This window comes from Paucidesulfovibrio longus DSM 6739 (genome assembly GCF_000420485.1).
Lineage (GTDB): Bacteria > Desulfobacterota > Desulfovibrionia > Desulfovibrionales > Desulfovibrionaceae > Paucidesulfovibrio > Paucidesulfovibrio longus.
Map to the genome: position 1 here is coordinate 59514 of NZ_ATVA01000012.1, position 23487 is coordinate 83000.

The 23487-nt window shown below is 63.8% G+C and carries 23 protein-coding genes; 14 read left to right on the forward strand and 9 right to left on the reverse strand.

The features are described from left to right. Positions 1-30: 30 nt before the first annotated feature. Positions 31-453: a hypothetical protein gene (locus G452_RS0104895; RefSeq protein WP_022661146.1), complete on the reverse strand. Its 423-nt coding sequence runs from the start codon at positions 451-453 to the stop codon at positions 31-33. An 80-nt stretch (positions 454-533) separates the two neighbouring features. Between G452_RS0104895 and G452_RS0104900 the strand changes: the two genes are divergently transcribed. The 5 genes from G452_RS0104900 to G452_RS0104920 all read left to right on the forward strand — a co-directional run bounded on the left by G452_RS0104900 (position 534) and on the right by G452_RS0104920 (position 3545). After that, positions 534-1019: a CinA family protein gene (locus tag G452_RS0104900; RefSeq protein ID WP_022661147.1), complete on the forward strand. Its 486-nt coding sequence runs from the start codon at positions 534-536 to the stop codon at positions 1017-1019. A 119-nt stretch (positions 1020-1138) separates the two neighbouring features. Next, positions 1139-1747, forward strand: a complete 609-nt coding sequence (gene thpR / locus G452_RS18105) for an RNA 2',3'-cyclic phosphodiesterase (protein ID WP_022661148.1) — start codon at positions 1139-1141, stop codon at positions 1745-1747. Positions 1748-1754: 7 nt separating this feature from the next. Next, entirely contained in the window at positions 1755-2228 is a 474-nt protein-coding gene (locus G452_RS0104910; RefSeq protein WP_040368281.1) for a hypothetical protein, read from the forward strand. 28 nt (positions 2229-2256) lie between these two features. Next, positions 2257-2568: a hypothetical protein gene (locus tag G452_RS21390; RefSeq protein WP_155887553.1), complete on the forward strand. Its 312-nt coding sequence runs from the start codon at positions 2257-2259 to the stop codon at positions 2566-2568. Between the two features lie 50 nt (positions 2569-2618). Further along, on the forward strand, positions 2619-3545 hold the full coding sequence (locus tag G452_RS0104920; protein WP_155887555.1) for a hypothetical protein: 927 nt from the start codon (positions 2619-2621) through the stop codon (positions 3543-3545). A 104-nt stretch (positions 3546-3649) separates the two neighbouring features. On the opposite strand, the gene G452_RS0104925 is transcribed toward G452_RS0104920, so the two are convergent. Beyond that, a complete protein-coding gene (locus G452_RS0104925; protein WP_022661152.1) occupies positions 3650-4129 on the reverse strand; it encodes a flagellar assembly protein FliX in 480 nt (159 codons plus the stop codon). A gap of 303 nt (positions 4130-4432) precedes the next feature. Here G452_RS0104925 and G452_RS0104930 point away from each other — a divergent pair, with 303 nt between their 5' ends. The 4 genes from G452_RS0104930 to G452_RS0104945 all read left to right on the forward strand — a co-directional run bounded on the left by G452_RS0104930 (position 4433) and on the right by G452_RS0104945 (position 8135). Continuing rightward, the gene (locus G452_RS0104930; protein WP_022661153.1) at positions 4433-4885 is read left to right on the forward strand and encodes a universal stress protein; all 453 of its coding nucleotides are present in this window, start codon (positions 4433-4435) and stop codon (positions 4883-4885) included. 104 nt (positions 4886-4989) lie between these two features. After that, a complete protein-coding gene (gene hisC / locus G452_RS0104935; protein WP_022661154.1) occupies positions 4990-6081 on the forward strand; it encodes a histidinol-phosphate transaminase in 1092 nt (363 codons plus the stop codon). Continuing rightward, complete coding sequence (cmk, locus tag G452_RS0104940; RefSeq protein WP_022661155.1) at positions 6081-6752, forward strand: (d)CMP kinase; 672 nt, start codon at positions 6081-6083, stop codon at positions 6750-6752. The genes hisC and cmk overlap by 1 nt, the downstream gene beginning before the upstream one ends. Before the next feature lie 81 nt (positions 6753-6833). Then, positions 6834-8135, forward strand: coding sequence for a permease (locus G452_RS0104945; RefSeq protein ID WP_027189020.1), 1302 nt, complete (start codon positions 6834-6836; stop codon positions 8133-8135). Between the two features lie 51 nt (positions 8136-8186). Here G452_RS0104945 and G452_RS0104950 read toward each other — a convergent pair whose 3' ends face one another. The 4 genes from G452_RS0104950 to G452_RS0104965 form a co-directional block, all read right to left on the reverse strand. Further along, positions 8187-8855 (reverse strand): class I SAM-dependent methyltransferase, encoded by a 669-nt coding sequence (locus tag G452_RS0104950; RefSeq protein WP_022661157.1) that lies wholly within the window; start codon positions 8853-8855, stop codon positions 8187-8189. After that, a complete protein-coding gene (locus G452_RS0104955; RefSeq protein ID WP_022661158.1) occupies positions 8852-10222 on the reverse strand; it encodes a trypsin-like peptidase domain-containing protein in 1371 nt (456 codons plus the stop codon). The genes G452_RS0104950 and G452_RS0104955 overlap by 4 nt, the downstream gene beginning before the upstream one ends. 40 nt (positions 10223-10262) lie before the next feature. Beyond that, complete coding sequence (gene htpX / locus G452_RS0104960; protein ID WP_022661159.1) at positions 10263-11114, reverse strand: zinc metalloprotease HtpX; 852 nt, start codon at positions 11112-11114, stop codon at positions 10263-10265. 114 nt (positions 11115-11228) lie between these two features. After that, positions 11229-11651, reverse strand: coding sequence for an Hsp20/alpha crystallin family protein (locus G452_RS0104965; protein ID WP_022661160.1), 423 nt, complete (start codon positions 11649-11651; stop codon positions 11229-11231). Positions 11652-11770: 119 nt separating this feature from the next. Here G452_RS0104965 and G452_RS0104970 point away from each other — a divergent pair, with 119 nt between their 5' ends. From G452_RS0104970 to cydB, 3 genes are all read left to right on the forward strand, one after another. Then, a complete protein-coding gene (locus G452_RS0104970; protein WP_022661161.1) occupies positions 11771-13114 on the forward strand; it encodes an ATP-dependent 6-phosphofructokinase in 1344 nt (447 codons plus the stop codon). 385 nt (positions 13115-13499) lie between these two features. Further along, entirely contained in the window at positions 13500-14810 is a 1311-nt protein-coding gene (locus tag G452_RS0104975; protein ID WP_022661162.1) for a cytochrome ubiquinol oxidase subunit I, read from the forward strand. A 30-nt stretch (positions 14811-14840) separates the two neighbouring features. Next, positions 14841-15878 carry a cytochrome d ubiquinol oxidase subunit II gene (cydB, locus tag G452_RS0104980; protein WP_022661163.1) on the forward strand — a complete coding sequence of 346 codons (1038 nt, stop codon included), beginning with the start codon at positions 14841-14843 and terminating at the stop codon, positions 15876-15878. 343 nt (positions 15879-16221) lie between these two features. Here the strand turns inward: cydB and G452_RS0104985 are convergent, their stop codons facing one another. After that, on the reverse strand, positions 16222-17394 hold the full coding sequence (locus G452_RS0104985) for a BaiN/RdsA family NAD(P)/FAD-dependent oxidoreductase (protein ID WP_022661164.1): 1173 nt from the start codon (positions 17392-17394) through the stop codon (positions 16222-16224). A 416-nt stretch (positions 17395-17810) separates the two neighbouring features. Further along, the gene (locus G452_RS0104995; RefSeq protein WP_022661166.1) at positions 17811-18974 is read right to left on the reverse strand and encodes an SGNH/GDSL hydrolase family protein; all 1164 of its coding nucleotides are present in this window, start codon (positions 18972-18974) and stop codon (positions 17811-17813) included. Positions 18975-19055: 81 nt separating this feature from the next. Between G452_RS0104995 and G452_RS0105000 the strand changes: the two genes are divergently transcribed. After that, on the forward strand, positions 19056-19820 hold the full coding sequence (locus G452_RS0105000) for an exodeoxyribonuclease III (RefSeq protein WP_022661167.1): 765 nt from the start codon (positions 19056-19058) through the stop codon (positions 19818-19820). Positions 19821-20140: 320 nt separating this feature from the next. Next, positions 20141-21844, forward strand: coding sequence for a Na+/H+ antiporter NhaC family protein (locus G452_RS0105005; RefSeq protein ID WP_022661168.1), 1704 nt, complete (start codon positions 20141-20143; stop codon positions 21842-21844). Between the two features lie 119 nt (positions 21845-21963). Here G452_RS0105005 and G452_RS18110 read toward each other — a convergent pair whose 3' ends face one another. Continuing rightward, on the reverse strand, positions 21964-23388 hold the full coding sequence (locus G452_RS18110) for an NYN domain-containing protein (protein ID WP_022661169.1): 1425 nt from the start codon (positions 23386-23388) through the stop codon (positions 21964-21966). Positions 23389-23487 lie beyond the last annotated feature (99 nt).

Sequence of the window (23487 nt, forward strand, 5' to 3'; positions counted from 1 at the left end):
GAGGGCGAGCCGGGAATCAGATTTTCGCAATCAGGGGTCGATGCCCGCGTCCTTGTTGGCGACGCGGACCCGGAGCAGCACGAGAAAGCCCACGGTCAGCCCCAGGCCGGGCAGGCTGCTCGCCCAGAACGCCAGCAGCACCAGGATCGAGCCGAGCGTCAGGTAGACCGCCCCGATCCGCTTGCGCCGGTTCCAGGGGCTGTTGATCCAGACGACTTCGGCCCGGATCATGCGCCAGACCAGCCTGGCCGCCCAGGTGTTTTCCGGAAACGGCGGAAGATGAAAGTCCAGCGCGCCCGCGAGGATCAGCCCCGCTCCGGCCCAGGCTTCCACAGCGCCGCGCTGCCAGAACGCCAGCAGCAGCAGAAGTCCGCCCAGGGCCTGGACCAGCCAGTTCCAGGGGATCTGATGCCGCCGCCACACGGTGCTCCAGACGTTCGCATGCTGCTTCATGAAGGAATTTGTAGGCTCGGCTGACTTCAATTGCAACACCGGGGCAGGGTTGGTATGATGTCGCCAAGGCGAGGTGCAAGATGAATGTCGACCTGATGGAAACGGTCGCCGAAGTCGGCGACACTTTGCGCGAAAAGCGCTGGAAACTGGCCACTGCCGAGTCCTGCACGGGCGGGCTCGTGGCGGCCGCCTGCACGAGCGTGCCGGGCAGCTCGGACTGGTTCGCCGGTTCCGTGGTGGCCTATTCGAATAACGTCAAGATGGCCCTGCTCGGCGTTGCGGGAGACCTGCTCACCCGCGTGGGCGCGGTCAGCGAGGAAGTGGTCACGATCATGGCCCCGGCGGTCATGCGCACGGTGGGTGCGCACGTCTCCATCGCGGTGTCCGGCATTGCCGGGCCGGACGGTGGCACGGAGGACAAGCCCGTGGGCACGGTCTGGATGGCCTGGGCCAACCAGGAAGGCGAGCTGCGGACCGAACTGTTCCACTTCGAGGGCGACAGGGAACAGGTGCGCGAGCAAGCCGTGGTCGCGGCCCTGGAAGGGCTGCGCTCCTTCCTGCGCTAGGTTCGCCGCCGCAAGGCCGGACAGAGCGAATCCGACAGGACCGGGCCTTCGACGCGCATGCCGCGTTTCGGGTCCGGTTTTTTTCGTGTCCGAAAACCCCCGAGCCGAAGGAGGCTGCCATGACCGATCAGACCGCCGTGTTCAGATTGTTCGCGGGCGTGCCCCTGTCCGACGAATGCAAAGCCGTCTCCGCGGAGCTGCTGCAAAGGCTGCGCGAGCCGGGCGGGCCGCTGCGGGGGGCGCGCGTTTCCTGCCCGCCGCCGGAAAAACAGCACCTGACCCTGAAATTTCTCGGCGACACGCCGGGCGGCCGGATCGAATCCGTGCTCGCGGTCCTGGGCGCGGTCGATTTCACGCCCTTTGCCCTCTCCCTGGCCGATGCCGGATTTTTTCCGGACATGACCCGGCCCCGCGTGCTCTGGGCGGGAGTCGCCCAGGGGGCCGCACGCCTGGCGGCCCTGGCCGCGCGCGTCAACGAGGCTCTCGCGCCGTTGGGCTTCGCCCCGGAAAAAAGGCCCTACCGAGCGCATCTGACCCTGGGGCGCGTGCGCGAGCAGGGAACCGCGGACTGGGCCGAGACGCGGCGCATGGTGGCGGAATGCGCCTGGCCGGAAATGCTGGTGTCGCGTTTCGTGCTCTGGAAGTCCGAGCTGGGACCGGGCGGGCCGGTTTATACGCCTTTGTTGGAATGTCCGGCTGAGGGAACATCGCGCAAAGTAGCATTGTGAGGACGTCATGGAAACGCAAGAATATTGGGGTAGTCAAGCGGACCTAATGGTAGAAAATGTGTTCAATGCTTATGTGGGGAAGCAAGTAGAATTTCTTAATACCGGGAGTGCTAAGTGTATTGTTCCATTGGAGGATGAATTTTGTTTATTTCTCGTTGCCGGATTGATTACTTATCTTAATGCTGGAAAGATAAGTTACATATATTTCAGAATGCTTGCTCTGGTGCAGGATAGCAACACTATGCTGAATTACGCAGGCTTTTTGTTTGCCTTGAACGGGTCGCGAGGATTTGAAGTGCTTAACGAGTTGTTTAATGAGGTTGGGGTCAACCTTGATCAGGATTGTCAAAACTCATATGTTGATATCGATAAATTCTCTGTTGAAGAGCTGTTTTCGAGACTGGAAGATTTGTTGTCCGCATGTTTGAAAATGGATAAAGCCGACATCATGGTTCAGTGGGAAGGCGAAACGAATAGCTAAAAATCATTCAGCGAAAGGGGGGGGCACCATGCCGTCTCGTGGCCGAATTACAGTTTTTATTGAGCAAAGCAAGCCCGTGTCGGCGTCTTCAAGGACAATGACGGCCCTGCCCAGGCTATCGAGTGTGGTCAAACAAACTGAAATCGATACCGATTCTGTTAAAGACGTTATTGAATCGTTTCTGGAAATGTTGAATTCAATTCAAGAAGAAGGAGGATACGAGGTACAAAGTCTCGAGTGTGCCATCGGTGTATCTGTGGAGGGGAAGGTCGGTATCTTGTCTGCGTCCGGAGGCATAGAAGCCAATAATACAGTCCGAGTGACATTTTCAAAAAAATGAACATGTTAAGTTTCTCTGAGGAAGACATCCGGGAGATACTGCGAGAAAATATGGATTTTTCCGCAGTACAGGATGGAGACAAATTGATAGAAGGAGATAATTATAAACAGTTTCTATTGAATGCTGATGTGCTAGATAGTTTTTTACTGCGTTCAAGGGATGTTCTTTCAGATTTTGATGATTGGAATGTCCATGTTAATTCCATGCCTATGGTTGATCGTGTACAGGTTCTGGGGTTATTTTGTTTTTCTAATGACCCGAATGCTCTTACACAAAAAATTGACGATGGACGTTATTACTTCTGCATCAATAGTGGATTGATGTATTTTGTCGAAGGCGTGTTTGAAATCTTTATGGGTGATTTGTATTTAGATTCTAGAAGTGAAGTGAACGAAGCTATTGTGCATGCAGGTATATTTGCGAAATTTTATGAACACATCGAGACGGTGCTAAACGCACAGAGAAAGCGGCTTTTACGAATTGACAATTCAATGAAAAGTAGAAGCAAATTGTCTGCGGCGAAAGCAATAATTTATGATTTTATGATTTGTCATGAGCTTGGACATATTGCACTTGGGCATTGTGAGAATACGTTGAAGATTTCTGGCGTCGGGGCGAGTTGTAGCCTTATCGAACAGAGAGTGGCTTGCGAATTTGATGCTGACATCTACGCAGTATTGCAAATATTTAAAGATGTTATTGCCAGTAAAAGATTTGAACTGTTGTTTTTTATGCGCGCAGTGTTGAAAATATTCTTTTTCTCCTACGAAAGGCTATATGCTGCAAGCATGTCATATTCACAAACGGATATTGTTGCATTCCATCCTGAATGTGCAGAGCGGTTTGCTATAGTGGAAAAATTGCTGATTGGCCTCTATACTCTCATGTTTGGGGAGCACGAGATTGATTCTGATGTTGGCTTTTGGGCTAACGAGGAGCGGCTGTTTAAGAGTGTTTCGAAGCTCTGCAACGTATAAGCGAAACTGTTTCCGGGCCGCAATGCCGCACCGCGCATGAAAAAAGCCGCCCCTCCCCATTCGGAGCGGCGGCCTTTTCTTGCCATCGAGGGCGGGGGGGCCCGCTAAACCAGGTAATCCCCCCGGTTGAACTTGAACTGCTCGGTTCGCGTGAGCACATCGAGTTCGTTGACGATGCTTTGCAGTCCCGGCTGGTTCTTGGCGACGTCCTTGAGTCCGTCCACCTGTCCCTGCATGTCCTGGAGCGCGGCGTGGGCCTCGCGCAGCCCGCTGCCGTCCGGAGCCACTCCGCGCAGCTTGGCCGCGTAGTCCTCGACCCGGTCGAGCACGTCGTCCACCTTGGCGGCGGCCTGCTCGGTGTCCACGGACTGAACCTGCTGCACGGCCTGGACGTTCAGGAGCGGATTGACGCCCGCAAGCGGGGCGAGGGACATGACCCCGGAAGCCGAAGAGGCTTCCCCGGTCTTGGCCACCTCCTGTCCGAGCACGTCGCCGAACGCCTTGGTGGTCTGCTTGGCCTTGTCCGCCTGCTGCTGTTGCTGCGATTGGCGGACGCCCTCGATCTGATCAGGATGGATCTTCATTCTCGTACTCCTATCCTGGGGTTTGCTCACAATCTGCAAGGAGTTTGCCAAGATGTTAATTTATGTTAACACACTGTTCTCGTTGCATATTGCTGAAAAGGCAGCGGCATTTTTTGCCGCCTGCGCGCCCCAGGCGTTATCGAAGAATACGCCATCGTGCCGCAGGGCGCAAATGGTGCGGCGTCGGCGGCGGTCCGGGCAGCGTCCCGCCGAATTTGACGGCGGAAAATCATGGCCGTCCGGTTTGGGTTGTGGTACGAATAAAAATAAGCATTGGAACATGTTGCATCTAGGAGGAAAGCCATGCCCGATATCAAGAAGATTCTCTGTGCGGTGGATTTTTCCGAGCACAGCGGCAATGTGGCCGCCTATGCCCGCACCCTGGCCGAGGCCTTTGATGCGGACATCGTCTGCATCTACGTGGCTCCGAGCCTGAGCCAGTACGTGGGATTCAAGGTTCCCGCCAGCTCCATCGACGAGTTCGTGGGCGAGATCGTTTCCGGGGCCGAATCCACCATGGAGGAATTCCTCGGCAAGCACTTCTCCGGGCTGAACGCCGCGGGCAAGGTCGCCACGGGCTACGCCGCCGAAGAGGTGCTGCAGTACGCCCTGGAGGAGAAGGTGGACATGATCGTCATGGGCACCCACGGCCGCAAGGGCATCGACCGCATTCTTTTCGGCTCGGTGGCCGAGAAGGTCGTCAAGTCCGCCAAGTGCCCGGTGGTCACGGTCCGGCCCAGCCTGGCCGTTGCCTAGCGGCTCCGGCGCGCCTCCGGACAGGGCGGCTTTACGCTGCGCCTGAAAGATTATATGAGATACGGCCCGATCAGGGCCGTATTTTTTTATGGGGAGGACGGAGCATGAAAGAGCGCGTGCGCAGGCAGATCCTGGATTTCAAGCCGTATGCGCCGGGGCTGACCCTGGAGGACATCCGGGAGAAGTACGGCGTGGAACAGGTCATCAAGCTGGCCAGCAACGAAAACCCACTCGGGGTTTCGCCCGTGGTGCAGAAAATCCTGGGCCGCAAGGCGGCCGAGGCTTTCCGCTACCCGCAGAACCATTCCCCGCGCCTTTGCGCGGCCCTGGGCGGGCTGCTGGGCGTGGACCCGGAAATGGTCGTGGTCGGCAACGGCTCGGACGAGATCATCGACATGCTCTTCCGCGTGGTGGCCGAGCCTGGGCGCGACAGCGTGCTCTGCTACGAGCACTGCTTCAGCATGTACCGCATGTGCGCCAAGCTCTGCGGCGTGGACTACCGCGAGGCGCCGCGCGCGCCGGGACTGAACCTGCCCCTGGACGCCCTGGCCGAGGCCGCCGACGAGAACACCGCCCTGGTCATCGTGACCAGCCCGGACAATCCCACGGGCCTGGCCGCCACGGCCGACGAGCTGGAAAAGCTGGCCCGCGCCCTGCCGGACGGAACCCTGCTCGTGGTGGACGGAGCCTACGCGGAATTCGCCCGACCCGCCGAGGAATACGAGCTGGCCGGGCGGCTGGCCGACCTGGAAAACGTGGTCCTGCTGCGGACCTTCTCCAAGGCTTACGGCCTGGCCGGGCTGCGCCTGGGCTACGGGGTCATGCCGACCTGGCTGGCCTCCTACCTCCGCCGCGCGCGCATTCCGTTCACGGTCAATCTGCCAGCCGAGGCCGCCGGGCTGGCCGCGCTGGAGGACACGGTCTTCCTGAACGAAACCCTGCGCGTGGTCTTCGAGGGGCGGGACTACCTCGCCGGAGAGCTTGCGGCCCTGGGCTGCGAGGTCACGCCTTCCCAGTCCAACTTCTTGATGTTCAAGCCGCCGTGCGACGCGAACGAGCTCTTCGAGGGGCTCTTGCGGCGCGGCATCATCGTCCGGCCCCTGAAGAGCTTCGGCCTGCCGGAGCGCATCCGCGTGAACGTGGGCACGGACAGGGAAAATAAGGCATTCGTTGCCGCGCTGAAGGAGCTGCTGTAATGGAGCGCATCGTCGTCACCCTGGACGGGCCTGCGGGCGTGGGCAAGTCCAGCATGGCCAGGGAACTCTCCGAAGCCCTGGCCATTCCCTACCTGGACACCGGGGCCATGTTCCGGGCCGTGGCCTGGAAGCTGGGCGAAGGCTCCTGGGACTGGGACGAGGAGCGGCTGCGCGCGGCCCTCAAGGACGTTTCCTTCGAGCTGCACGGCTCCGGCGGCTCGTCCGGCCTGAGCCTGAACGGAGCGCTGATCGGCGACGAGATCCGTTCCGAGCGGGTTGGCATGTGGGCCTCCAACGTGGCCCGGCTCCCGGTGGTCCGCGAGTACATGAAGGCGGCGCAGCGCGCCATCGGAGAGCGCTCCTCCCTGGTGGCCGAAGGGCGCGACATGGGCAGCGTGGTCTTTCCGCGGGCCACGGTGAAGTTCTTTCTCGACGCGGACGTGCGCGAGCGCGCCCGCAGGCGCTACGAGCAGCTGCGGGAAATGAACGAGCCCGCGGACATGGACGATCTGGCCGAGAGCATCCGCGCGCGCGACGAGCAGGACCGCAACCGGGCCGTGGCCCCGCTGCGCCCGGCCGAGGACGCCGTGCTCGTGGACACCACGCACATCAATAAAGAGCAGGTCGCGGCCCTGCTGCTCAGCGCGGTGCGGGAGCGCGTCGGCGGGTAGCCTCACCTCTCCCGGCTTCAAGGAGCTGCCGCCACCGCAGGCGCAATTCCCAAAATCCGTCCGATGTGCTATGCGCAACGGATGGACACTGCATCATTTCTTCTTTCCTGGCATGAGGCCGCGCTCACCTCGCTGAGCTTTTTCTGGAAGGCGCTCTGGGCCTTCGTCTTCGGCTACGTCGTCAGCAGCTGCATTCAGGTCTTCGTGACGCGCGAGCGCATGCGCCGGGTCATGGGCGAGGACGACGCCTCCAGCGTGGCCCTCGCGACCCTGTTCGGCTTTCTTTCCAGCTCGTGCAGCTTCGCGGCCCTGGCCACGACCAAGTCGCTGTTCCGCAAGGGCGCGGGCTTCGTCTCCTCCCTGGCTTTCTTGCTGGCCTCCACGAATCTGGTCATCGAGCTCGGCTTCGTCATCGCCGTGTTCCTCTCCTGGCAGTTCGTGCTCGGAGAGTATCTCGGCGGGCTGCTCCTGATCCTCTTCATGTGGCTCTTCGTGCGGCTTTTCGCGCCCTGGGGACTGGTGCGCGAGGTGCGCGAACGCCTGGGCGGCGGCCAGGGGGCGGGCGGCTCCGGCCATGCCGCAGCGCACGGCGATTCCGGCCGGGAAGGGCACTCCGGAGAGGAGCACGGCCCGCCGCCGCGCCCGGGCGTGTTCAGCCGGGCGGGCTGGCAGCGCGTGGCCCGGACCTATTTCATGGAATGGGGCATGGTCTGGAAGGACGTGACCATCGGCTTCACCGCGGCGGGGATCATCGCGGTCTTCGTTCCCGCGAGCTTTTTCCAGGCCCTGTTCCTCTCCGGCGAGAGCGGTTCGCTCTGGGCGCCGATCCAGAACGTGCTGGTGGGACCGGTGGCCGCGTTCTTCACCTTCATCGGCTCCATGGGCAACATCCCCCTGGCCGCGGTGCTCTACGGTTCGGGCGTGTCCTTTGCCGGGGTCATGGCCTTCATCTTCAGCGATCTCGTGGTCTTTCCCGTCATCCGCATCCATGCGCGCTATTACGGCTGGCGCATGGCCCTGCTCATCGCCGCCATCTTCCTGGCGGCCCTGGCCTGTTCGGCCCTGGTGCTGCACTGGACCTTCGGCGCGGCGGGGCTGCTGCCGCCTTCGGGCGTGGCCGTGGCCGCGTCCCGCGCGGATGCGGCGCGGTTCCCGCTGGACTACGGGTTCGTGCTCAACCTGGTGTTCCTGGCTGTCAGCATGGGGCTGGCCTGGCTGGCGCGGCAGAACGCGGCCGGGCATGACCACGGCGGGCACGGCGGGCACGCGGGTCATGAACACGGCGGCCAAAAGGGCGAAGCCATGGAGCGGGCGCTTCTTGTCGCTGCGCTGCTTGCGTACGGCTGGCTCGCGGGCGGATTGCTCGCGGGGTTGGCGGCCTAAGGGCGAAGCCGGGCAGGGTGCCGCCTTGCGCGCGGCCCGGCCCGAGGCGAATCAGCCCTGCGGGCGTTGCGCCAGCACGGTCACGCCGTGGGCGCTGTTGCCGTTCATGGTCGTGAAGGTCTGCTCGTCCCAGGAGAGAATTTCGAACCCGCCCAGCAGGGCGCGCAGGCGCTCGGGCGCGTAGTGGCGCATGACGCCGCCGCCCGGAATCTCGAACACGCCGAAGGTGCCGAATCTCGGCTCGAAGCGGGCGTAGCGCTCCTGGTTGCGCGCGTCCGGCGCGAGCAGGAAGTCGTTGACCAGGAGCAGCCCGCCCGGCCGCAGCACGCGCCGCAGCTCGGCCAGCAGCGCGTCCTGGTCCGCATCGCGGCGGATGCAGGTCAGCACGGCCAGGAGCAGGACAGCGTCCGTGCCCGCGTCCGGCAGGGGCAGTCCCTCCGGGCCGCAGGCCGCGAAGCGCAGGTCCGGCCAGAGCGCGCGCCCCCGCGCGAGCATGCGTTCCGAAAAATCCATGCCCAGCAGATTGGTGAAGCCCGCGTCCGCGAGCTGGCGCATGGCGCGGCCATAGCCGCAGCCGTAGTCCAGGATGCGCGCCTGCGGGGCGAGGCGGGCCCGCAGCTCGTCCAGGGGCAGGGGCGTGGTGAAGCTCTTCTCCTGCGCGACCTTGTCCCAGTATGCGCGCGGCTCCATTGGTTCCGCAGGCGCGGCGCCGTTCTTCATGGTTGCAGGCTCATCTTTACATAGTAGAGGCCGTTGCCGCGCTGCACGCGCATCAGCAGGGTGTGCTGGAGGCGGTAGTGCAGGAAGGCCGTGCCGAAGTCGCGCGGCTCGCGCACGAGCACGTTGCCCACGCGGTGGATGATGTCCCCTGCCTGGAGTCCCAGCCGCGCGGCCGGGCTGTCCGGCAGCACGAGCTTGACCAGCGCGCCGCCGCGCGGTCCGGCGGGTTGCGGCGCGATCTGGATGCCCCAGAGCCGTTCGGAAAGCTCCAGCACCTGGGCCAGCTCCAGGGCCTGGGGCCTGATCTGCACGGAAAGCTCGCTGCCCTTGCGCAGCAGGGTCAGGCGCAGGGACTCGTTGCGGGTATGGTTGCGCAGCAGGTCCAGGTAGGTGCGCCGGTCCGACACGGGGGTGTTGTTCATGCGCAGGAGCACGTCTCCGGGCCGGATGCCCTCGGCCTCCGCCGGAGTGCCCCGGTAGACCTCGGTCACGAGCAGTCCTTCCGGGGTCTTCAGGTTCAGGGCGCTGGCGGTCTGCGGATCGAGATCCGTTCCGTAGATGCCGAGCCAGATGGGCGCGACGTAGCCCGTGAGCAGCAATTCGTCCACCACGCGCCGGGCCTTGTTGATGGGAATGGCGAAGCCGATGCCTTCGCCCTTGGCCAGGATGGCGGTGTTCAGGCCGATGAGCTGGCCGAGGATGTTCAGCAGCGGACCGCCGGAGTTGCCGGGATTGATGGCCGCGTCCGTCTGGATGAAGTCCGTGAAGGTTCCGGCCTCGCTCCGCAGCGAGCGGTTCAGGGCCGAGACCACGCCCGTGGTCACGGTATGGGCGTAGCCGAAGGGGTTGCCGATGGCGATGACGGGCTCGCCGATGAGGATGTCCGAGGAGTCGCCCATCTGGATCTGGGGCAGGTCGTGGGCGTTCTGGAGCTTGAGCACGGCCAGGTCGAAGTCCGGGTCGGCTCCGACCAGCTCTGCCTTGAATTCCCGCCCGTCCAGCAGCCGCACCTCGATGTCCGAGGCGTTGTCGATGACGTGGGCGTTGGTCAGGACCAGGGCCTTGGTCCCGTCGATGATCACGCCGGAGCCCATGCTGCCGCCGGTGCGGGGCGGCTCGAGCATGAAGCCCAGGCGGACCTGGCCCCGGACCTGCCGGGTGGCCGTGATGTTCACGACGGCCGGGGCCGCCTCTTCCACCGCGCGGACCACCGGGGTGCGGCGCGGGTCGGCGTCCTGCGCGGCCTGCGCGGCTGGCGCGGTCTGGGCCAGGGCCTGGCCGAAGAGGAGCAGCAGCGCGGCCAGGGCAAGGCCGGTTCCCCTGGCAAGGCCGGGGAAGAACGGAAAAAGGCGAAGACGACGGGTCATGGGCACTCCGGTATTCTTTGGGTCGGTGTTCGGGGCGAGGCTACAACCCCGCGGCGATTTCCTTGAGCCGGGCGATGCGCTCCTCCACGGGGGGGTGGGTGCTGAAGAGCCCGGACAGGCCGCGGCCGGAAAGCGGGTTGACGATGAACATGTTCTCCGTGGCCGGGTTGCCCTGGAGGGGCGTCTGCTCGGCTCCGCGCTGGAGCTTGGCCAGGGCCGAGGCCAGGGACAGGGGCTGGCCGGAGATGCGCGCTCCCGTGGCGTCGGCCAGGAATTCGCGCGAGCGGGAAATGGCCATCTGGATGAGCATGGCCGCGATGGGCGCGAGGATGGAGAGCAGCAGCGCGCCGATGGGGTTGCTGTTGCCGTTGTCGTCGCGCATGCCCCCGCCGAAGAACGCGGCGAAGCGCATCATGTTGGCCACAAACATGATGGCCGTCGCCAGCACGGCGGCCACGGACTGGATCAGGATGTCGCGATTGGCCACGTGGCCGAGTTCGTGGGCCAGCACTCCGCGCAGTTCGTCGGTCTTGAGAATGCGCAGTATGCCGCTGGTCACGGCCACCACGGCGTGTTCCGGGTCGCGGCCCGTGGCGAAGGCGTTGGGCGCCTCCTGGGGGATCAGGGCCACGCGGGGCTTGGGAATGCCCGCGTTCCGGGCCAGATCCTCGACGATGGCGTGCAGTTCCGGGGCCTCGTGCGGCTCCAGCATCTGCGCCTTGTACATGCGCAGGACGATCTTGTCCGAGTACCAGTAGCTGAAGAAATTCATGCCCAGGGCCAGGACCAGCGCGAAGACCAGGCCCACGCGCCCGCCCATGGCCGCGCCCAGGAAGAGGATGATGGCGGAGAGGGCCGCCAGGAGAATGAGGGTTTTGATCTGGCTGCTCATGCGGGTTCCTTTGGAACGTCTCCTGTTGCCTCCGCAGCGCCCGGAGCGCCGGCGGAGAAGGGGGAGGGGAAGCAGGCAGAAGATAGCGACTCCGCTCCCGGAGTCAAGAGCGGCCTATTCCGGTTCGATGCGCCGCTGCGTTCCGCCCCGGCGCTGCACGGTCAGGGTCAGGATGCCGTCCTTGAGCACGGCGGAAACGCTCTCCTGCGCGGCGTCCGAGGGGAGCATGAAGCTGCGGCTGAAGGGACCGTAGGTCAGTTCCAGAGCGTGGTAGGCCACGTCGCCGCCGGGAAAGGGCCGCTCGCCGCGGATGTTCAGCGCGCCTTGCCTGACCTCGACCTGCACGTGTTCCAGGGGCACTCCCGGAAGCTCGATGCGGAAAACAAGACCTGACTCGTCCTCGAAAACATCCGCGGGGGGAGTCCAGACATAGGCCTTGCCGGCCCGGTCAAGTCCTGTCCCGGTATCCATGAGCCGTTCCAGCGCGTCCTGAGGATCGCTGAGATGGACCCACGGCTTCCAGTTCCTGTTGGCCATGCGTTTTCGTTTTTCCTCGAGGGTTCTTCCGGCCTTGTCATTCCGACGGCCGCAAGGTAGAAAATAACGTTCCAGACCGTGCATACATCTTTTTTTGGACCATGAAAAGGAGCCGCCAGGTGCATGTCAGAAACTTCGATTTCGTGCCGCTGAGCAACGAGGACACCCATATCTCCACGCTGGGCCCCGCGACCATCGATTCGCCCCTGATTCTCGATCGGTACATCGACGACGAAGATTCCATCTTCGTGGAGGTCTACAAGGACGCGCGCTACTGCAACATCGGCGCGGACGGCACGCCGGAGCCCGTGGTCTTCGAGCACGCCGGGCCGCGCGCCAAGCTCTTTTTCGAGCCGTCCAAGACCAAGTGCGCCATCGTCACCTGCGGCGGGCTCTGCCCCGGCCTGAACAACGTGATCCGCTCCATCGTGCTCGAAGCGCACCACTTCTACAACGTGCCCGCCGTGTTCGGCGTGCGCTACGGCCTGGCCGGGTTCATCCCGGAACACGGCTACAATTTCGACGAGCTCACGCCGGAAAGCGTGCGCGACATCCACGAGTTCGGGGGCACGGTGCTCGGCTCCTCGCGCGGTCCCCAGGCCCCGGAGGAAATCGTGGACGCGCTGGAGCGCATGAACATCGGGATTCTCTTCATGATCGGCGGAGACGGCACCATGCGCGCGGCCTCCAAGGTCCAGGACGAGATCGCCCGCCGGGGCGACCGCATCGCCGTGGTCGGCGTGCCCAAGACCATCGACAACGACATCAGCTTCGTGGCCAAGACCTTCGGGTTCGACACGGCCGTGGCCAAGGCTACCGAGGCCATCCGCTGCGCCCATACCGAGGCCCTGGGCGCGCCCGGCGGCATCGGCGTGGTCAAGCTCATGGGCCGCAACGCCGGGTTCATCGCTGCCGAGGCCTGCCTGGCCCTGCGCGACGTGAACTTCGTGCTCGTGCCGGAGCAGCCTTTCGATCTGCATGGCGAGCACGGCTTCCTCGAAGCGCTCAAGCGCCGCATCCACAGCCGGGGCCACGCGGTCATCGTGGTGGCGGAAGGCGCGGGCCAGGATCTCTTCAAGGAGATTTCCGGCACGGACGCCTCCGGAAACACCAAGCTCGGCGACATCGGCGCGCTGCTCTGCTCCGAGATCAAGAGCTTTTTCAAGGCCGAGAGCATGGAAATCAATCTCAAATACATCGATCCGAGCTACATCATCCGTTCCGTTCCGGCCAACAGCGCGGACGGAATCTACTGCGGCTTCCTCGGCGCACATTCCGTGCACGCGGCCATGAGCGGCCGGACCGGCATGGTCGTGAGCAAGTGGAACGGCCGCTTCGTGCACATTCCCTTCTCGCTCATCAAGCGCGGGAAGAAGAACATCAACACCCGTTCGAACTATTGGCGCGCCGTGCTCGAAGCCACGGGGCAGCCGGCCTCGCTGCGCGCTCCGGAATCCGAATAGGGCTCCCTGTTCCGTCGTCCGCGCGCGTTCCCGCGCATTTCCGCGCGTTTCCAGGCATCCTGGGCCGCGCGCAGCAACTGCGCGCGCGGCTTTGCATTGATGATATCCGTACTCCGTAGGCCTCGCTGAAGCGCGCAGTCGTGCCGCGCATCTGCGCGGGGTCGCCGCGGCGAGACGAGGGAATCGGCACGCAGCGCCCGTCCGGGGCCGCTTTCCTGTCAAACTAACTCATCTTACTGGCTTTTCCCTTGCCCAAGATCCTCGTTTCGCGCTACTCTATTGACATTGAATAAGAATGATAATTCTTATTGATTTTTTCGTCCGCTTTGATATCTTGCCGAAAACTCGAAGCATGACGAGGCAATAAAAAAGGGGGTTTAGGAGTATGGACGTTATTATGTTGTCCAGGCTGCAATTTGCCGCAGCAACCATGTTTCACTTCATCTTCGTGCCGCTGACGCTGGGAATCTCGATTCTCGTCGCGGTCATGGAGACCATGTACGTGCGTTCCGGGAACGAGGTCTACAAACGCATGGCCAAATTCTGGGGACACATCTTCCTGATCAACTTTGCGGTGGGCGTGGTCACGGGAATCACGCTCGAATTCCAGTTCGGCACGAACTGGTCCAAGTATTCCGCCTACGTGGGTGACATTTTCGGTTCGCTGCTGGCCATCGAGGCCACAGCGGCCTTCTTCCTCGAATCCACCTTCGTGGCGGTATGGGCCTTCGGCTGGAACAAGCTTTCGCCGAAGATGCACTGTATCGCCGCGTGGCTCGTGGCGGGCGCAGGCAACCTTTCCGCGGTCTGGATCCTCATCGCCAACGGATTCATGCAGAACCCGCTGGGCTACAAGATCGTGGACACCCCCAACGGTCCCAAGGCCGAACTGGTCGATTTCTTCGCCGTGCTCTTCAACCCGTTCGCCTGGAACGAGTTCGTGCACACCGTATCCGGCGCCATCGCCCTGAGCGCGTTCTTCGTGCTCGGCGTCAGCGCCTGGCACCTGCTGCGCAAGAACGAAATGGACCTTTTCCGCCGCTCGTTCCGCATCGCCGCAGGCTTCGCCATCGTCGCCTCCCTGGTGGTGGCGGTCCAGGGGCACCTGCACGGCAACCACGTGGCCGAAATCCAGCCCGCCAAGCTCGCGGCCATGGAAGCCCACTTCGAGACGCAGGCCAACGCGCCCATGTATCTGCTCCAGATCCCCGGGCAGGACGGCAACGTGCTGGAGGCGCTGCCCATCCCCTCGCTGCTCTCCATCCTGGCCTTCAACGATCCCAACGCCGTGGTCAAGGGGCTCAACGACTTCCCCGAAGACCAGCGGCCCCCGGTGGTCATCACCTTCCTGAGCTTCCGGATCATGGTCGGCATCGGAACCCTGATGATTCTCGTGGCGGGCCTGGCCTGGCTCAAGCGCAACAACATCGACGACCAGAAGCTTCTGCTCAGGGCGCTGCCGTTCATGATCCCGCTGCCTTACATCGCCATCCAGGCGGGCTGGATCGTGGCCGAGGTGGGACGCCAGCCCTGGATCGTCTACGGCCTGATGCGTACCTCGGACGCGGTTTCCCCGGTGCAGCCCGGACAGGTGGGCACGTCCCTGGTGGCCATGGTCCTGATCTACACGCTTCTCGGCGCGGCGGGCATCTATCTCATGGCCCGCGCCGCCAAGAAGGGACCGTCCAAGGCCTAACCGCTCACGGCGAACACAAGGAGAAACGCAATGCTTGAAAGCACGCATCTTTATCTTGCGAGCATCTGGTTCATACTGTGGGGCGTCCTCTGGGCGGTCTACTTCGCCCTGGACGGCTTCGACCTCGGCGTGGGCACGCTCGCGCCCTTCCTGGCCAAAACCGAAGAGGAAAAACGCATCATGCTCAACGCGGTCGGCCCGTTCTGGGACGGCAACGAGGTCTGGCTGATCTCGGCGGGCGGCGTGACCTTCGCGGCCTTCCCCTTCGCCTATTCCGTCATGTTCAGCTGGCTCTACACGCCGCTGCTGCTCCTGCTCTTCGCGCTCATCCTGCGCGGAGTGTCCTTCGAGTTCCGCAGCAAGATCGAAAACCCCAGCTGGAAGAAACTCTGGGACACCTGCCAGTTCCTCGGCAGCGCCGTGCCCGCCATCCTGCTCGGCGTGGCCTTCGCCAACATCTTCCAGGGACTGCCCTTCAACGCGGACTACGTGAACCCCGGCGGCACGCTCGAACTGCTCAACCCCTACGGACTGGCGGGCGGTGTGCTCTTCCTGGTCATCTTCCTGACCCACGGCGCCATCTGGCTGGCAATCCGCACCGAGGGCGAGCTTCAGGCCCGCGCCGTCAAGACGGCCAAGACCCTCTGGCCCGTGCTGCTCGTGCTCGTGCTCGCCTTCCTGGCCTGGAGCTTCGTCGGCACCCAGCTCTTCGGCAACTACTTCCAGTACCCGATCCTGTTCGTGCTGCTGCTCCTGCCCGTGGGCGGGCTGCTGGCCATGCGCTGGTTCATGGCCGCTGGAAGCTGGTGGAAGGCGTGGTTCTCGTCCCTGGCGTTCATCATCGGCACGACCCTCTTCGGCGTGATCGGCCTGTTCCCGGCTCTGATGCCCGCCAGCCCGAACCCGCAGTACAGCGTCACCATCCACAACTCGGCCTCCTCGCAGCTGACCCTGTCGATCATGCTCGGCGTGGCCCTGGTCTTCGTGCCCATCGTCATCGCCTACCAGGCCTGGGCCTACAAGACCTTCGCCACCGAACCCGTGGGCAAGGACGACATGGAATACTAACCCCGACGCACACGGCCGATCCGGCCGCGCGACAATCAAAAGGGAGCCTTCCAAGGCTCCCTTTTTCGTGCGCAGGGCGCAGGCCATCGAAAGAATCGCCTCCGGCGGCCAGAGGGCCCGCGGCCCTCTGGACTCCCTTTCTGCGCCGAAGCCTTTTGCCGCGCTGGCGCTCGGCAAAGGGCTTCGGCGCGGAAGGGACTTCCGAGCCCTGGTTTGTTTCCGGTGGTTTTCCACGACTTGGCAGCCCCTTTCGCGGGGCGGGGCGGATGCGCAGCATCGGCCCGCCCCGCAGAACGGGGTTCCAAGGGGCCGCGGGCCCCTTGGCCGCCGGAGGCATGCCTTTCTAGATGAATTGTCCGGCTGCGTGGGCCGAGGCCCAGGCCCAGTGCAGGTTGTACCCGCCGAGCTGTCCGGTCACGTCCAGGGCTTCGCCGATGACGAAGAGTCCGGGCAGGGCGTCGCACTGCATGGTCTTGGAGGATATCTGGCAGGTGTCCACGCCTCCGGCCGTGACCTCGGCCTTGCCGAGTCCTTCGGTGCGGGTGGGCCGGAGCCGCAGGGCGAGCAGCCGTTCGGCGGCGGCGTCGATGTCCGCGTTGGAAAGGTCGCAAAGGGGCTTTCCTGCCAGCCCGGAAGGCAGCAGCGCCGCGGGGATGCGGCCCGGAAGCAGGCTGGAGAGATGGTTCTTGAGCTGGGTCTTGCTGCGGCGTTCGCTGCGCAGGTGCGCGGCGAGGTCCAGGCCGGGCAGGAGATCCGCGACGATTTCGCGGCCTCGTTCCCAGTGCAGCGAGAGCTGCAAGGCGGCCGGGCCGCTGATGCCTTTGTGGGTGAAGAGCAGATCGTCCTCGACGGCGGTCTGTCCGCTTTGCAGCCGGGCGCGCAGGCTTACGCCGGCAAGTGTTGCGCAGAGCTTCTGGCCGGGCGCGTCGAGCACGAAGGGAGCCAGGGCGGGCCGGGGCGGCACGATGCGCAGGCCGAAGCTCTTGGCCAGGGAGAAGCCGAGGTCCGTGGCTCCGGCCGTGGGCCAGGACGGGCCTCCCAGGGCGATGACCAGCGAACGGCAGGCGAAGTCGCCCTGATTGGTGCGTGCGAGAAATCCTTCGCCGTATCGTTCCGCGCCGAGGATGCGCGTCCGCAGCTGGAGCCGCGCCCCGGCGGCGGTGCAGGCGTCTTCCAGGGCGCGGGCCAGGGCGGGCGCGCCCTGGGCGCAGAAGAGCTGCCCCGGATTCTTTTCCTCGTAGCCGAGGCCCAGCTCCGCAAAAAGGCTCACGGCATCCCAGGGGGAGAAGCGCGAGAGCGCGGATTTGGTGAAATGCGGATTATCGGAAAGGTATCGGTCGGGCCGGGCGTCGAGGTGCGTGAAGTTGCAGCGCCCCCCGCCGGAGATGCGCAGCTTGCGGGCCGCCACCGGGCCGTGGTCCAGGACGAGCACGCCGCGCCCGCGCCGGGCTGCGACAAGAGCGCAGCAAAGCCCCGAAGCCCCGGCTCCGAGGATGACGACATCGCTTTGCAACATGCCGGGGGAGTAACCGAAGGGTGCTCGGCTGTCCAGAGCTATTCCCTTTGGGCCTGGAATCTGGTACGCAGCCCGGAAGCCGCATCCTGCGGAAGCGGCATTCGGATGCAGATTGAGGAGAAGGAGGAACTCATGGATTATTTTTGGTTTTTCATCGGTCTTGTGATGACCATGGCCGTCATCGCCTTCATCAAGTGTTCCAGCCTGGAAGACTAGGGAAGCCTTGAACCTTCGGCTTCGGCCGGACAAGAGCGAAGCCCCGTTTCCCCGCCGCATCCCTTCGGGGTGAGCGGTACAGGGACGTGGCCGTCAGGCGCCGGGACGAATCCGGCGCAAGCATGTTTTTCCGGACGGCTCCAGAAGCTGTCGCAAACGGCCCTTCGGGGCCGTTTTTTCATTTTCGGCGCGCGGAAGGATCAGTACGCAATCCGCTGTTCACGCAGGAAATCGGCCAGAGATTCCGCCACGAGATCATGGGCGTAGGCGTTCCAGTGGGCGTCGTGGACATGGCCGAAGGCGCGGTGGCGCACGGCGAATTCGCCCAGGAAAACGGGGTGCAGGTCGAGCAGGGGCAGCTTCAGCTCGGAGCAGAGCGTGCGCACGAGCTTGTTCAGCCGCAGCGCTCCCTGGTCGTAGTCCAGGGCGTCCGGGGATCGGCTTTCGATGAGCGAGCGGTTCCCGTCCATGAGCACCACGGGGGTGAAGCCGTGGGCGCGGGCCAGATCCTGGAACTGGGCCAGGAGGAAGCGCGTCGCCGCCACGAGGTCGGGGGAAAGGCCCTGCGGGGCGGCGGCTCCCGCACTGTTTCCGGCGGCGTCTGCGTCCAGGCTGCGGACGTCGATGTTGGCCTGGTACGCTTCGGGAGGCTGCGTTTTCCCGAGGATGAGATCGCGCAGCAGCCCGAAAGAGAAGCCGCGCCGCACGGCCAGATAGCGCCAGGTGGCGCTGCGGCGCAGGGGCTCGTACCATGCGGGCCGCCAGGGGCGGGGGGTGATTTCCCCGCGCACGACGCCGCCTCGCACGTCCAGCTTGAGGAACGAGCTGGTGTAGGCGCCGGGCTTGAAGCGGTAGGATTCGCTGAAATCGTTGTGCACGAGGTTGAGCACGACCATGTCCGGGGAGTAGGCCAGGACTTCCCTGCGGAGCATGTGCAGGTATTGGGACAGGGGCGCGCCGCCGATGCCGAAGCGGTAGACCTCCACGGGGTGCCGCGGTGCGGAGAGCCGCGCCTCCAGCCGCTCGGCCAGGCTCTTGTCGTGGTCCACCTGGAGCGCCTCCACGTAGGAGTCGCCGATGATCGCGATGCGCTTGGTGCCGGGCGTGCGCGGGCGCTGGTAGGCGGCGTGGCCGGAGTTCCAGCCCTGGGCGTTGATGCGGAAGCGGGCCGCGATTTCGTCGCGCACGCGGTACACGCCCGTATCGCCGGGCCGGTGCTTGATGACGCCGTTCTCCCAGGCCAGATGCGGCAGGTCCGAGGCCGGAAGCAGCAGCCGGAAGACGCCGAACTCCAGCAGGAGCGCCGTGAAGAGCAGGCTGGCGAGCAGCAGGGCGAGGTTGGCGGCCAGGGATTTCAGGCGCATGGGGAGGCTCCGTTCGGCTTGAGGTGTCCCCTTGTAGCTGATAGCCTGCGGTTTTCCAAGCAAAGCGAAAACGGAGGCTCGATGCGCATACTCTCCTGGAACGTGAACGGATTTCGGGCCGTGCTCGGCAAGGGGTTTCCGGAATGGCTGGCGGGCTGCGGCGCGGACGTGGTCATGCTGCAGGAAACCAAGGCCCACCCGGACCAGATTCCCGAGGAACACCGCGAACCCGAAGGCTGGCACAGCTTCTGGAACTGGTCGAAGGGCAAGAAGGGCTATTCGGGAACAGCGGTGTTTTCGCGCCGCGCCCCGCTGAGCATGGGCACGAGCCTGCCGGACGAGCGCTTCCAGGGCGAGGGCAGGGTGCAGCGCCTTGAATTCGAGGATTTCCATCTCTTCAACATCTATTTCCCCAACGGCCAGATGAGCGACGAACGTCTGGAGTTCAAGATGGCCTTTTACGACGAGTTCCTGCGCTATGCCGAAGAGCTGCGCCGCGACAAGCCCATCGTGGTCGGCGGCGACTTCAACACCGCGCACAAGGAAATCGACCTCAAGAATCCCAAGGCCAACGAGGAACGCTCCGGGTTCCTGCCCGTGGAGCGCGCCTGGATCGACAAATTCGTGGCCGCGGGCTACGTGGACACCTTCCGCATGTTCGACCAGGGACCGCACAAGTATTCGTGGTGGTCGTACCGTTTCAACGCCCGCAAGAACAACGCGGGGTGGCGCATCGACTATTTCTTCGTCTCCGAGGAACTGCGCGCGCGGGTCAAGTCCGCCTGGATCGACGCGGACGTGATGGGTTCGGACCATTGTCCCATCGGCGTTGAGATCGACGCATAAACGAACGCGCCGCGCTTGGCCCGGCAAGAGCAAGGCCGCCCCCCAAGGGCGGCCTTTTTTGTTGTCCGCCTTTTGTCCTTGTCCTTGCCCTTGTCCTTGCCCTTGTCCTTGCCCTTGTCCTTGTGCTGGGTAAGTTGAGAAATGGACCGAACTGCACGATTTTCAGCGTGAACATGGTTTTCGTGACCCCTTGAGAAGAAATATCCGATTGGTTTTCAGCGCGAATGTCTTTTCTGTTGCAAATCCGGGTCGCTTGCCTTATTGCAATTCACTTTTCTTTAATCGTTTAATTTTTAACACTTTTCATTGAGAGGTCTTTCATGCGTCCCTTTGCGTCGCGGCTCCTGCTCCCGGCTTTGCTGCTGTTTTCCACCTGCGTCCCGGCCCTGGCCGGGGATTCCTCGCTCGGCCCGGCCAATGCCGAGATCTTCGGCTTCTGGACCCTGGTTCCGCCCCTGGTGGCCATTTCCCTGGCCTTCCTGACCAAGAACGTGATCCTTTCCCTGTTCATCGGCGTGTTCTCCGGCACCTTCATGCTCGAAGCCAAGGGATTCGATCTCTACAACGGCTTCGTGCAGGGCTTTTTGCGTCTGACGGGTGAAATCCTCTCCTCCCTGGCCGACCCGTGGAACGCGGGCATCGTGCTCCAGTGTCTGGCCATCGGCGGGCTCATCGCGCTTGTCTCGCGCATGGGCGGGGCCAAGGCCATTGCCGAGGCGCTGGCCCGGCGCGCCCGGACCCCGCGCAGCGCCCAGTTCGTGACCTGGGTGCTGGGCCTGCTGATTTTCTTCGACGACTACGCCAACTCCCTGACGGTCGGGCCGATCATGCGGCCCGTGACGGACAAGATGCGCGTCTCCCGCGAAAAGCTGGCCTTCATCATCGACGCCACGGCAGCGCCCATAGCGGGCATCGCCCTGATTTCCACCTGGGTGGCCTACGAGATCGGCCTGATCCGCGACGGATTCCAGAACATCGGCATCCAGACCAACGCCTACGGCATTTTCGTGGAGACCATCCCCTACCGCTTCTACAACATCCTCATCCTGGTCTTCATCCTGGCGACCATCTTCCTGCTGCGCGAGTTCGGGCCGATGCACAAGGCCGAGCACCGCGCCCGGACCACGGGCAAGCTCCTTGCCGACGACGCCAAGCCCATGATCGCGGACGAGGCCACCGGCCTGGAGCCCGAAGCGGATGTGCGCCTGAGCGTCTGGAACGCCGTGGTTCCCATCTGCACGCTCATTGCCGCGGCCTTTCTTGGGTTCTACTTCAACGGCTACAACGCGCTCATGGCCGGGGGCGACGCGGGCATGGTCGCGCTCCTGAACGACTCGCCCCTGAGCTTCACGGCCATCCGCGAGGCCTTCGGCGCCTCCGACGCCTCGGTGGTGCTCTTCCAGGCCGCGCTCATCGCGGGCCTCGTGGCCATGTTCATGGCCGTGGCCCGGCGCATCCTCACGCTGGAAAAGGCGCTGAACGTCTGGGTCCAGGGCGTGAAGTCCCTGAACATCACCGCCGTGATCCTGCTGCTGGCCTGGTCCCTCTCCGGGGTCATCAAGGAGCTGGGCACCGCCACCTATCTCGTGGCCGTGCTTTCGGACGCCATTCCGAGCTGGCTGCTGCCGAGCATCATCTTCATCCTCGGTTCGCTGATCTCCTTTGCCACGGGCACCTCCTACGGCACCATGGGCATCCTCATGCCCCTGGCCATTCCCCTGGCCTTTGCCGTGGACCCGGCCCACGGCTACGTGGTGCTCAACGTGGGCGCGGTGCTCACGGGAGCGATCTTCGGCGACCACTGCTCGCCCATCTCGGACACCACGATCCTCTCGTCCATGGGCTCGGCCTGCGACCACATCGACCACACCAAGACCCAGCTGATCTACGCCGTGTCCGTGGCCTTGATCTCGATCCTCTTCGGCTACATTCCGGCGGGGTTGGGACTGCCCGTGCTGCTGGTCCTGCCCATGGGCATCCTGGCGGTCTTCGCCGTGGTGCGCGTGTTCGGCAAGCGCGTCTAGAACGCCTCGCGCCGCCCCGGTTCGATGGAGCAAAAAGCCCCCGGCGGATATCCATCCGTCGGGGGCTTTCAAATGCCGCCTCGATATGAAGACGCGGCGGCTGCGAGATGCGTAGCGGACTATTCCGAAGGAGCCGGGTCGCCCGCCGGGGCGGGAGCGGCTTGCTCCTGTTCCCGGTTTTCCGCGGCTTGCTCCTGGGGCGCGGGAACCGCGGGCGCTGCCGCGCCGGGACGCTCCACTGCCGGGACCGGGCGAGGCTCCTGCACCATGGGCGGGCGTTTCGCGGCCACGGCGGGCGCGCCCGCGTATTTGGGCACGAGCCAGCGCAAAAACAGCTTCATGTCGTCGCCTTCGAGAATGTACTGGGCCGTCCGGCAGAGGTAGTTGACGTTCTGGGCGAAGGCCTTGGCCAGTTCCAGCGGACTTTCGGGCACGTGCTCGCCGTAGCGGTAGCCGGTGTGGCCGATGCCGATGAGCACGAAGTTGACCTGGGAGCGGGAAATGGGCAGCCCCTTGGCGCGGCAGCGGTCGCGCACGTTCTTGGAGGTGCGCGTCAGGCTGAAGGCGTTCTCCGTGACCTCTTCGGCGATGGACTCGAACAGGCCCCGGTAGTGTTCGGGCATGAGGTAGGGGGTGTCCGTCAGCTCATGGACCTTGCGGGCGATGGCCGCGATGTCCGGGTAGGTGTCCTGGAGCGCGTCGAAGCGGCCCGAGGCGTTGAAGTCGTGCCGGGCCGGGTCGTAGACGTAGCCGGGAAAGGTCCAGAAGACCTGGAGATCGCCGAGGTCGAGCCTCTGGAGCAGGGAGGAGAATTTGTCGTGCCCGTACCAGTCCGTGGTGGCTCCGAAGGTTTCCTCCAGGGTGGTCTGGACCTCCTGCGCCAGCGGGGCGAAGGGAACGGGGTATTGGTATTCCGCGACCATCTCGTGGACGATTCTTGCGGCCTCCGGGTAGACCTTGCTCAGGTCCGCCTCGCTCACGGGTTCCGGTTCCGCGTCGGAGTCGCCGAATCCGAGCCCGCCGTTGATGAAGCGCATGCGGTCGATGAGGTTGGTGCTGGCCGAGATGTAGGCCAGGGAGGTGAAGCCCGTGGAGAGCACGGTGGTCATGCGGTCGTGCTCGCGCAGCTTGATGAGCAGGGGGGTGAAGTCCGCGTCGCCCGAGAGGATGATGAACTCGTCGAAGTGGATCGGGAAGTTCAGGGCCTCGATGATGTCCATGACGATGTGGATGTCCGTGCTGGTCTTGCCCCGCTGCGTCAGGGGCGGGCAGTCGATGACGTCGAAGGCACCGCGGATGAAGAAGGGCCGATACTCGTGGTAGGCCTGGGGGTTGAGGTAGCATTTGCGCACGAGGATGCGCCGGGCGTCGCCCTGGGACTGCGCCGGGCCGGTGGCGTGGCGGATCAGCCAGTTCAGCCATTGGGTCGGATAGCGCGCGAAAATCTGCGCGAATTCGGGATCCTGCTCGTTCAGCGAGGAAAAGATGTTGTCGAAATCCACGAAAAGCGCGCTGCGGAGTTGATCGGGGGGATAGGCGGGCATCAAAGCTCCCTTGGAAACGGTGTTGTGACCAGTTGGCATTGATACGAATTTTTCCGGCTCTTGACAACGGCGAATAAAAAAAAGGCTCCGGAACGCAAT

Excerpts from the sequence above, each read along its gene's own strand:
- htpX (WP_022661159.1), bottom strand. The coding sequence starts at position 11,114 with ATGAGCAGCCAGATCAAAACCCTCATTCTCCTGGCGGCCCTCTCCGCC.
- G452_RS0104920 (WP_155887555.1), top strand. The coding sequence starts at position 2,619 with ATGGATTTTTCCGCAGTACAGGATGGAGACAAATTGATAGAAGGAGAT.
- G452_RS0105000 (WP_022661167.1), top strand. The coding sequence starts at position 19,056 with ATGCGCATACTCTCCTGGAACGTGAACGGATTTCGGGCCGTGCTCGGC.
- G452_RS0104955 (WP_022661158.1), bottom strand. The coding sequence starts at position 10,222 with ATGACCCGTCGTCTTCGCCTTTTTCCGTTCTTCCCCGGCCTTGCCAGG.
- G452_RS0104945 (WP_027189020.1), top strand. The coding sequence starts at position 6,834 with ATGGACACTGCATCATTTCTTCTTTCCTGGCATGAGGCCGCGCTCACC.
- cmk (WP_022661155.1), top strand. The coding sequence starts at position 6,081 with ATGGAGCGCATCGTCGTCACCCTGGACGGGCCTGCGGGCGTGGGCAAG.
- G452_RS0104900 (WP_022661147.1), top strand. The coding sequence starts at position 534 with ATGAATGTCGACCTGATGGAAACGGTCGCCGAAGTCGGCGACACTTTG.
- G452_RS0104975 (WP_022661162.1), top strand. The coding sequence starts at position 13,500 with ATGGACGTTATTATGTTGTCCAGGCTGCAATTTGCCGCAGCAACCATG.
- G452_RS18110 (WP_022661169.1), bottom strand. The coding sequence starts at position 23,388 with ATGCCCGCCTATCCCCCCGATCAACTCCGCAGCGCGCTTTTCGTGGAT.
- G452_RS0104950 (WP_022661157.1), bottom strand. The coding sequence starts at position 8,855 with ATGAAGAACGGCGCCGCGCCTGCGGAACCAATGGAGCCGCGCGCATAC.
- G452_RS0105005 (WP_022661168.1), top strand. The coding sequence starts at position 20,141 with ATGCGTCCCTTTGCGTCGCGGCTCCTGCTCCCGGCTTTGCTGCTGTTT.
- G452_RS0104910 (WP_040368281.1), top strand. The coding sequence starts at position 1,755 with ATGGAAACGCAAGAATATTGGGGTAGTCAAGCGGACCTAATGGTAGAA.
- G452_RS0104895 (WP_022661146.1), bottom strand. The coding sequence starts at position 453 with ATGAAGCAGCATGCGAACGTCTGGAGCACCGTGTGGCGGCGGCATCAG.
- G452_RS0104925 (WP_022661152.1), bottom strand. The coding sequence starts at position 4,129 with ATGAAGATCCATCCTGATCAGATCGAGGGCGTCCGCCAATCGCAGCAA.
- G452_RS0104965 (WP_022661160.1), bottom strand. The coding sequence starts at position 11,651 with ATGGCCAACAGGAACTGGAAGCCGTGGGTCCATCTCAGCGATCCTCAG.
- thpR (WP_022661148.1), top strand. The coding sequence starts at position 1,139 with ATGACCGATCAGACCGCCGTGTTCAGATTGTTCGCGGGCGTGCCCCTG.
- G452_RS0104985 (WP_022661164.1), bottom strand. The coding sequence starts at position 17,394 with ATGTTGCAAAGCGATGTCGTCATCCTCGGAGCCGGGGCTTCGGGGCTT.
- cydB (WP_022661163.1), top strand. The coding sequence starts at position 14,841 with ATGCTTGAAAGCACGCATCTTTATCTTGCGAGCATCTGGTTCATACTG.
- G452_RS0104930 (WP_022661153.1), top strand. The coding sequence starts at position 4,433 with ATGCCCGATATCAAGAAGATTCTCTGTGCGGTGGATTTTTCCGAGCAC.
- hisC (WP_022661154.1), top strand. The coding sequence starts at position 4,990 with ATGAAAGAGCGCGTGCGCAGGCAGATCCTGGATTTCAAGCCGTATGCG.
- G452_RS0104995 (WP_022661166.1), bottom strand. The coding sequence starts at position 18,974 with ATGCGCCTGAAATCCCTGGCCGCCAACCTCGCCCTGCTGCTCGCCAGC.
- G452_RS21390 (WP_155887553.1), top strand. The coding sequence starts at position 2,257 with ATGCCGTCTCGTGGCCGAATTACAGTTTTTATTGAGCAAAGCAAGCCC.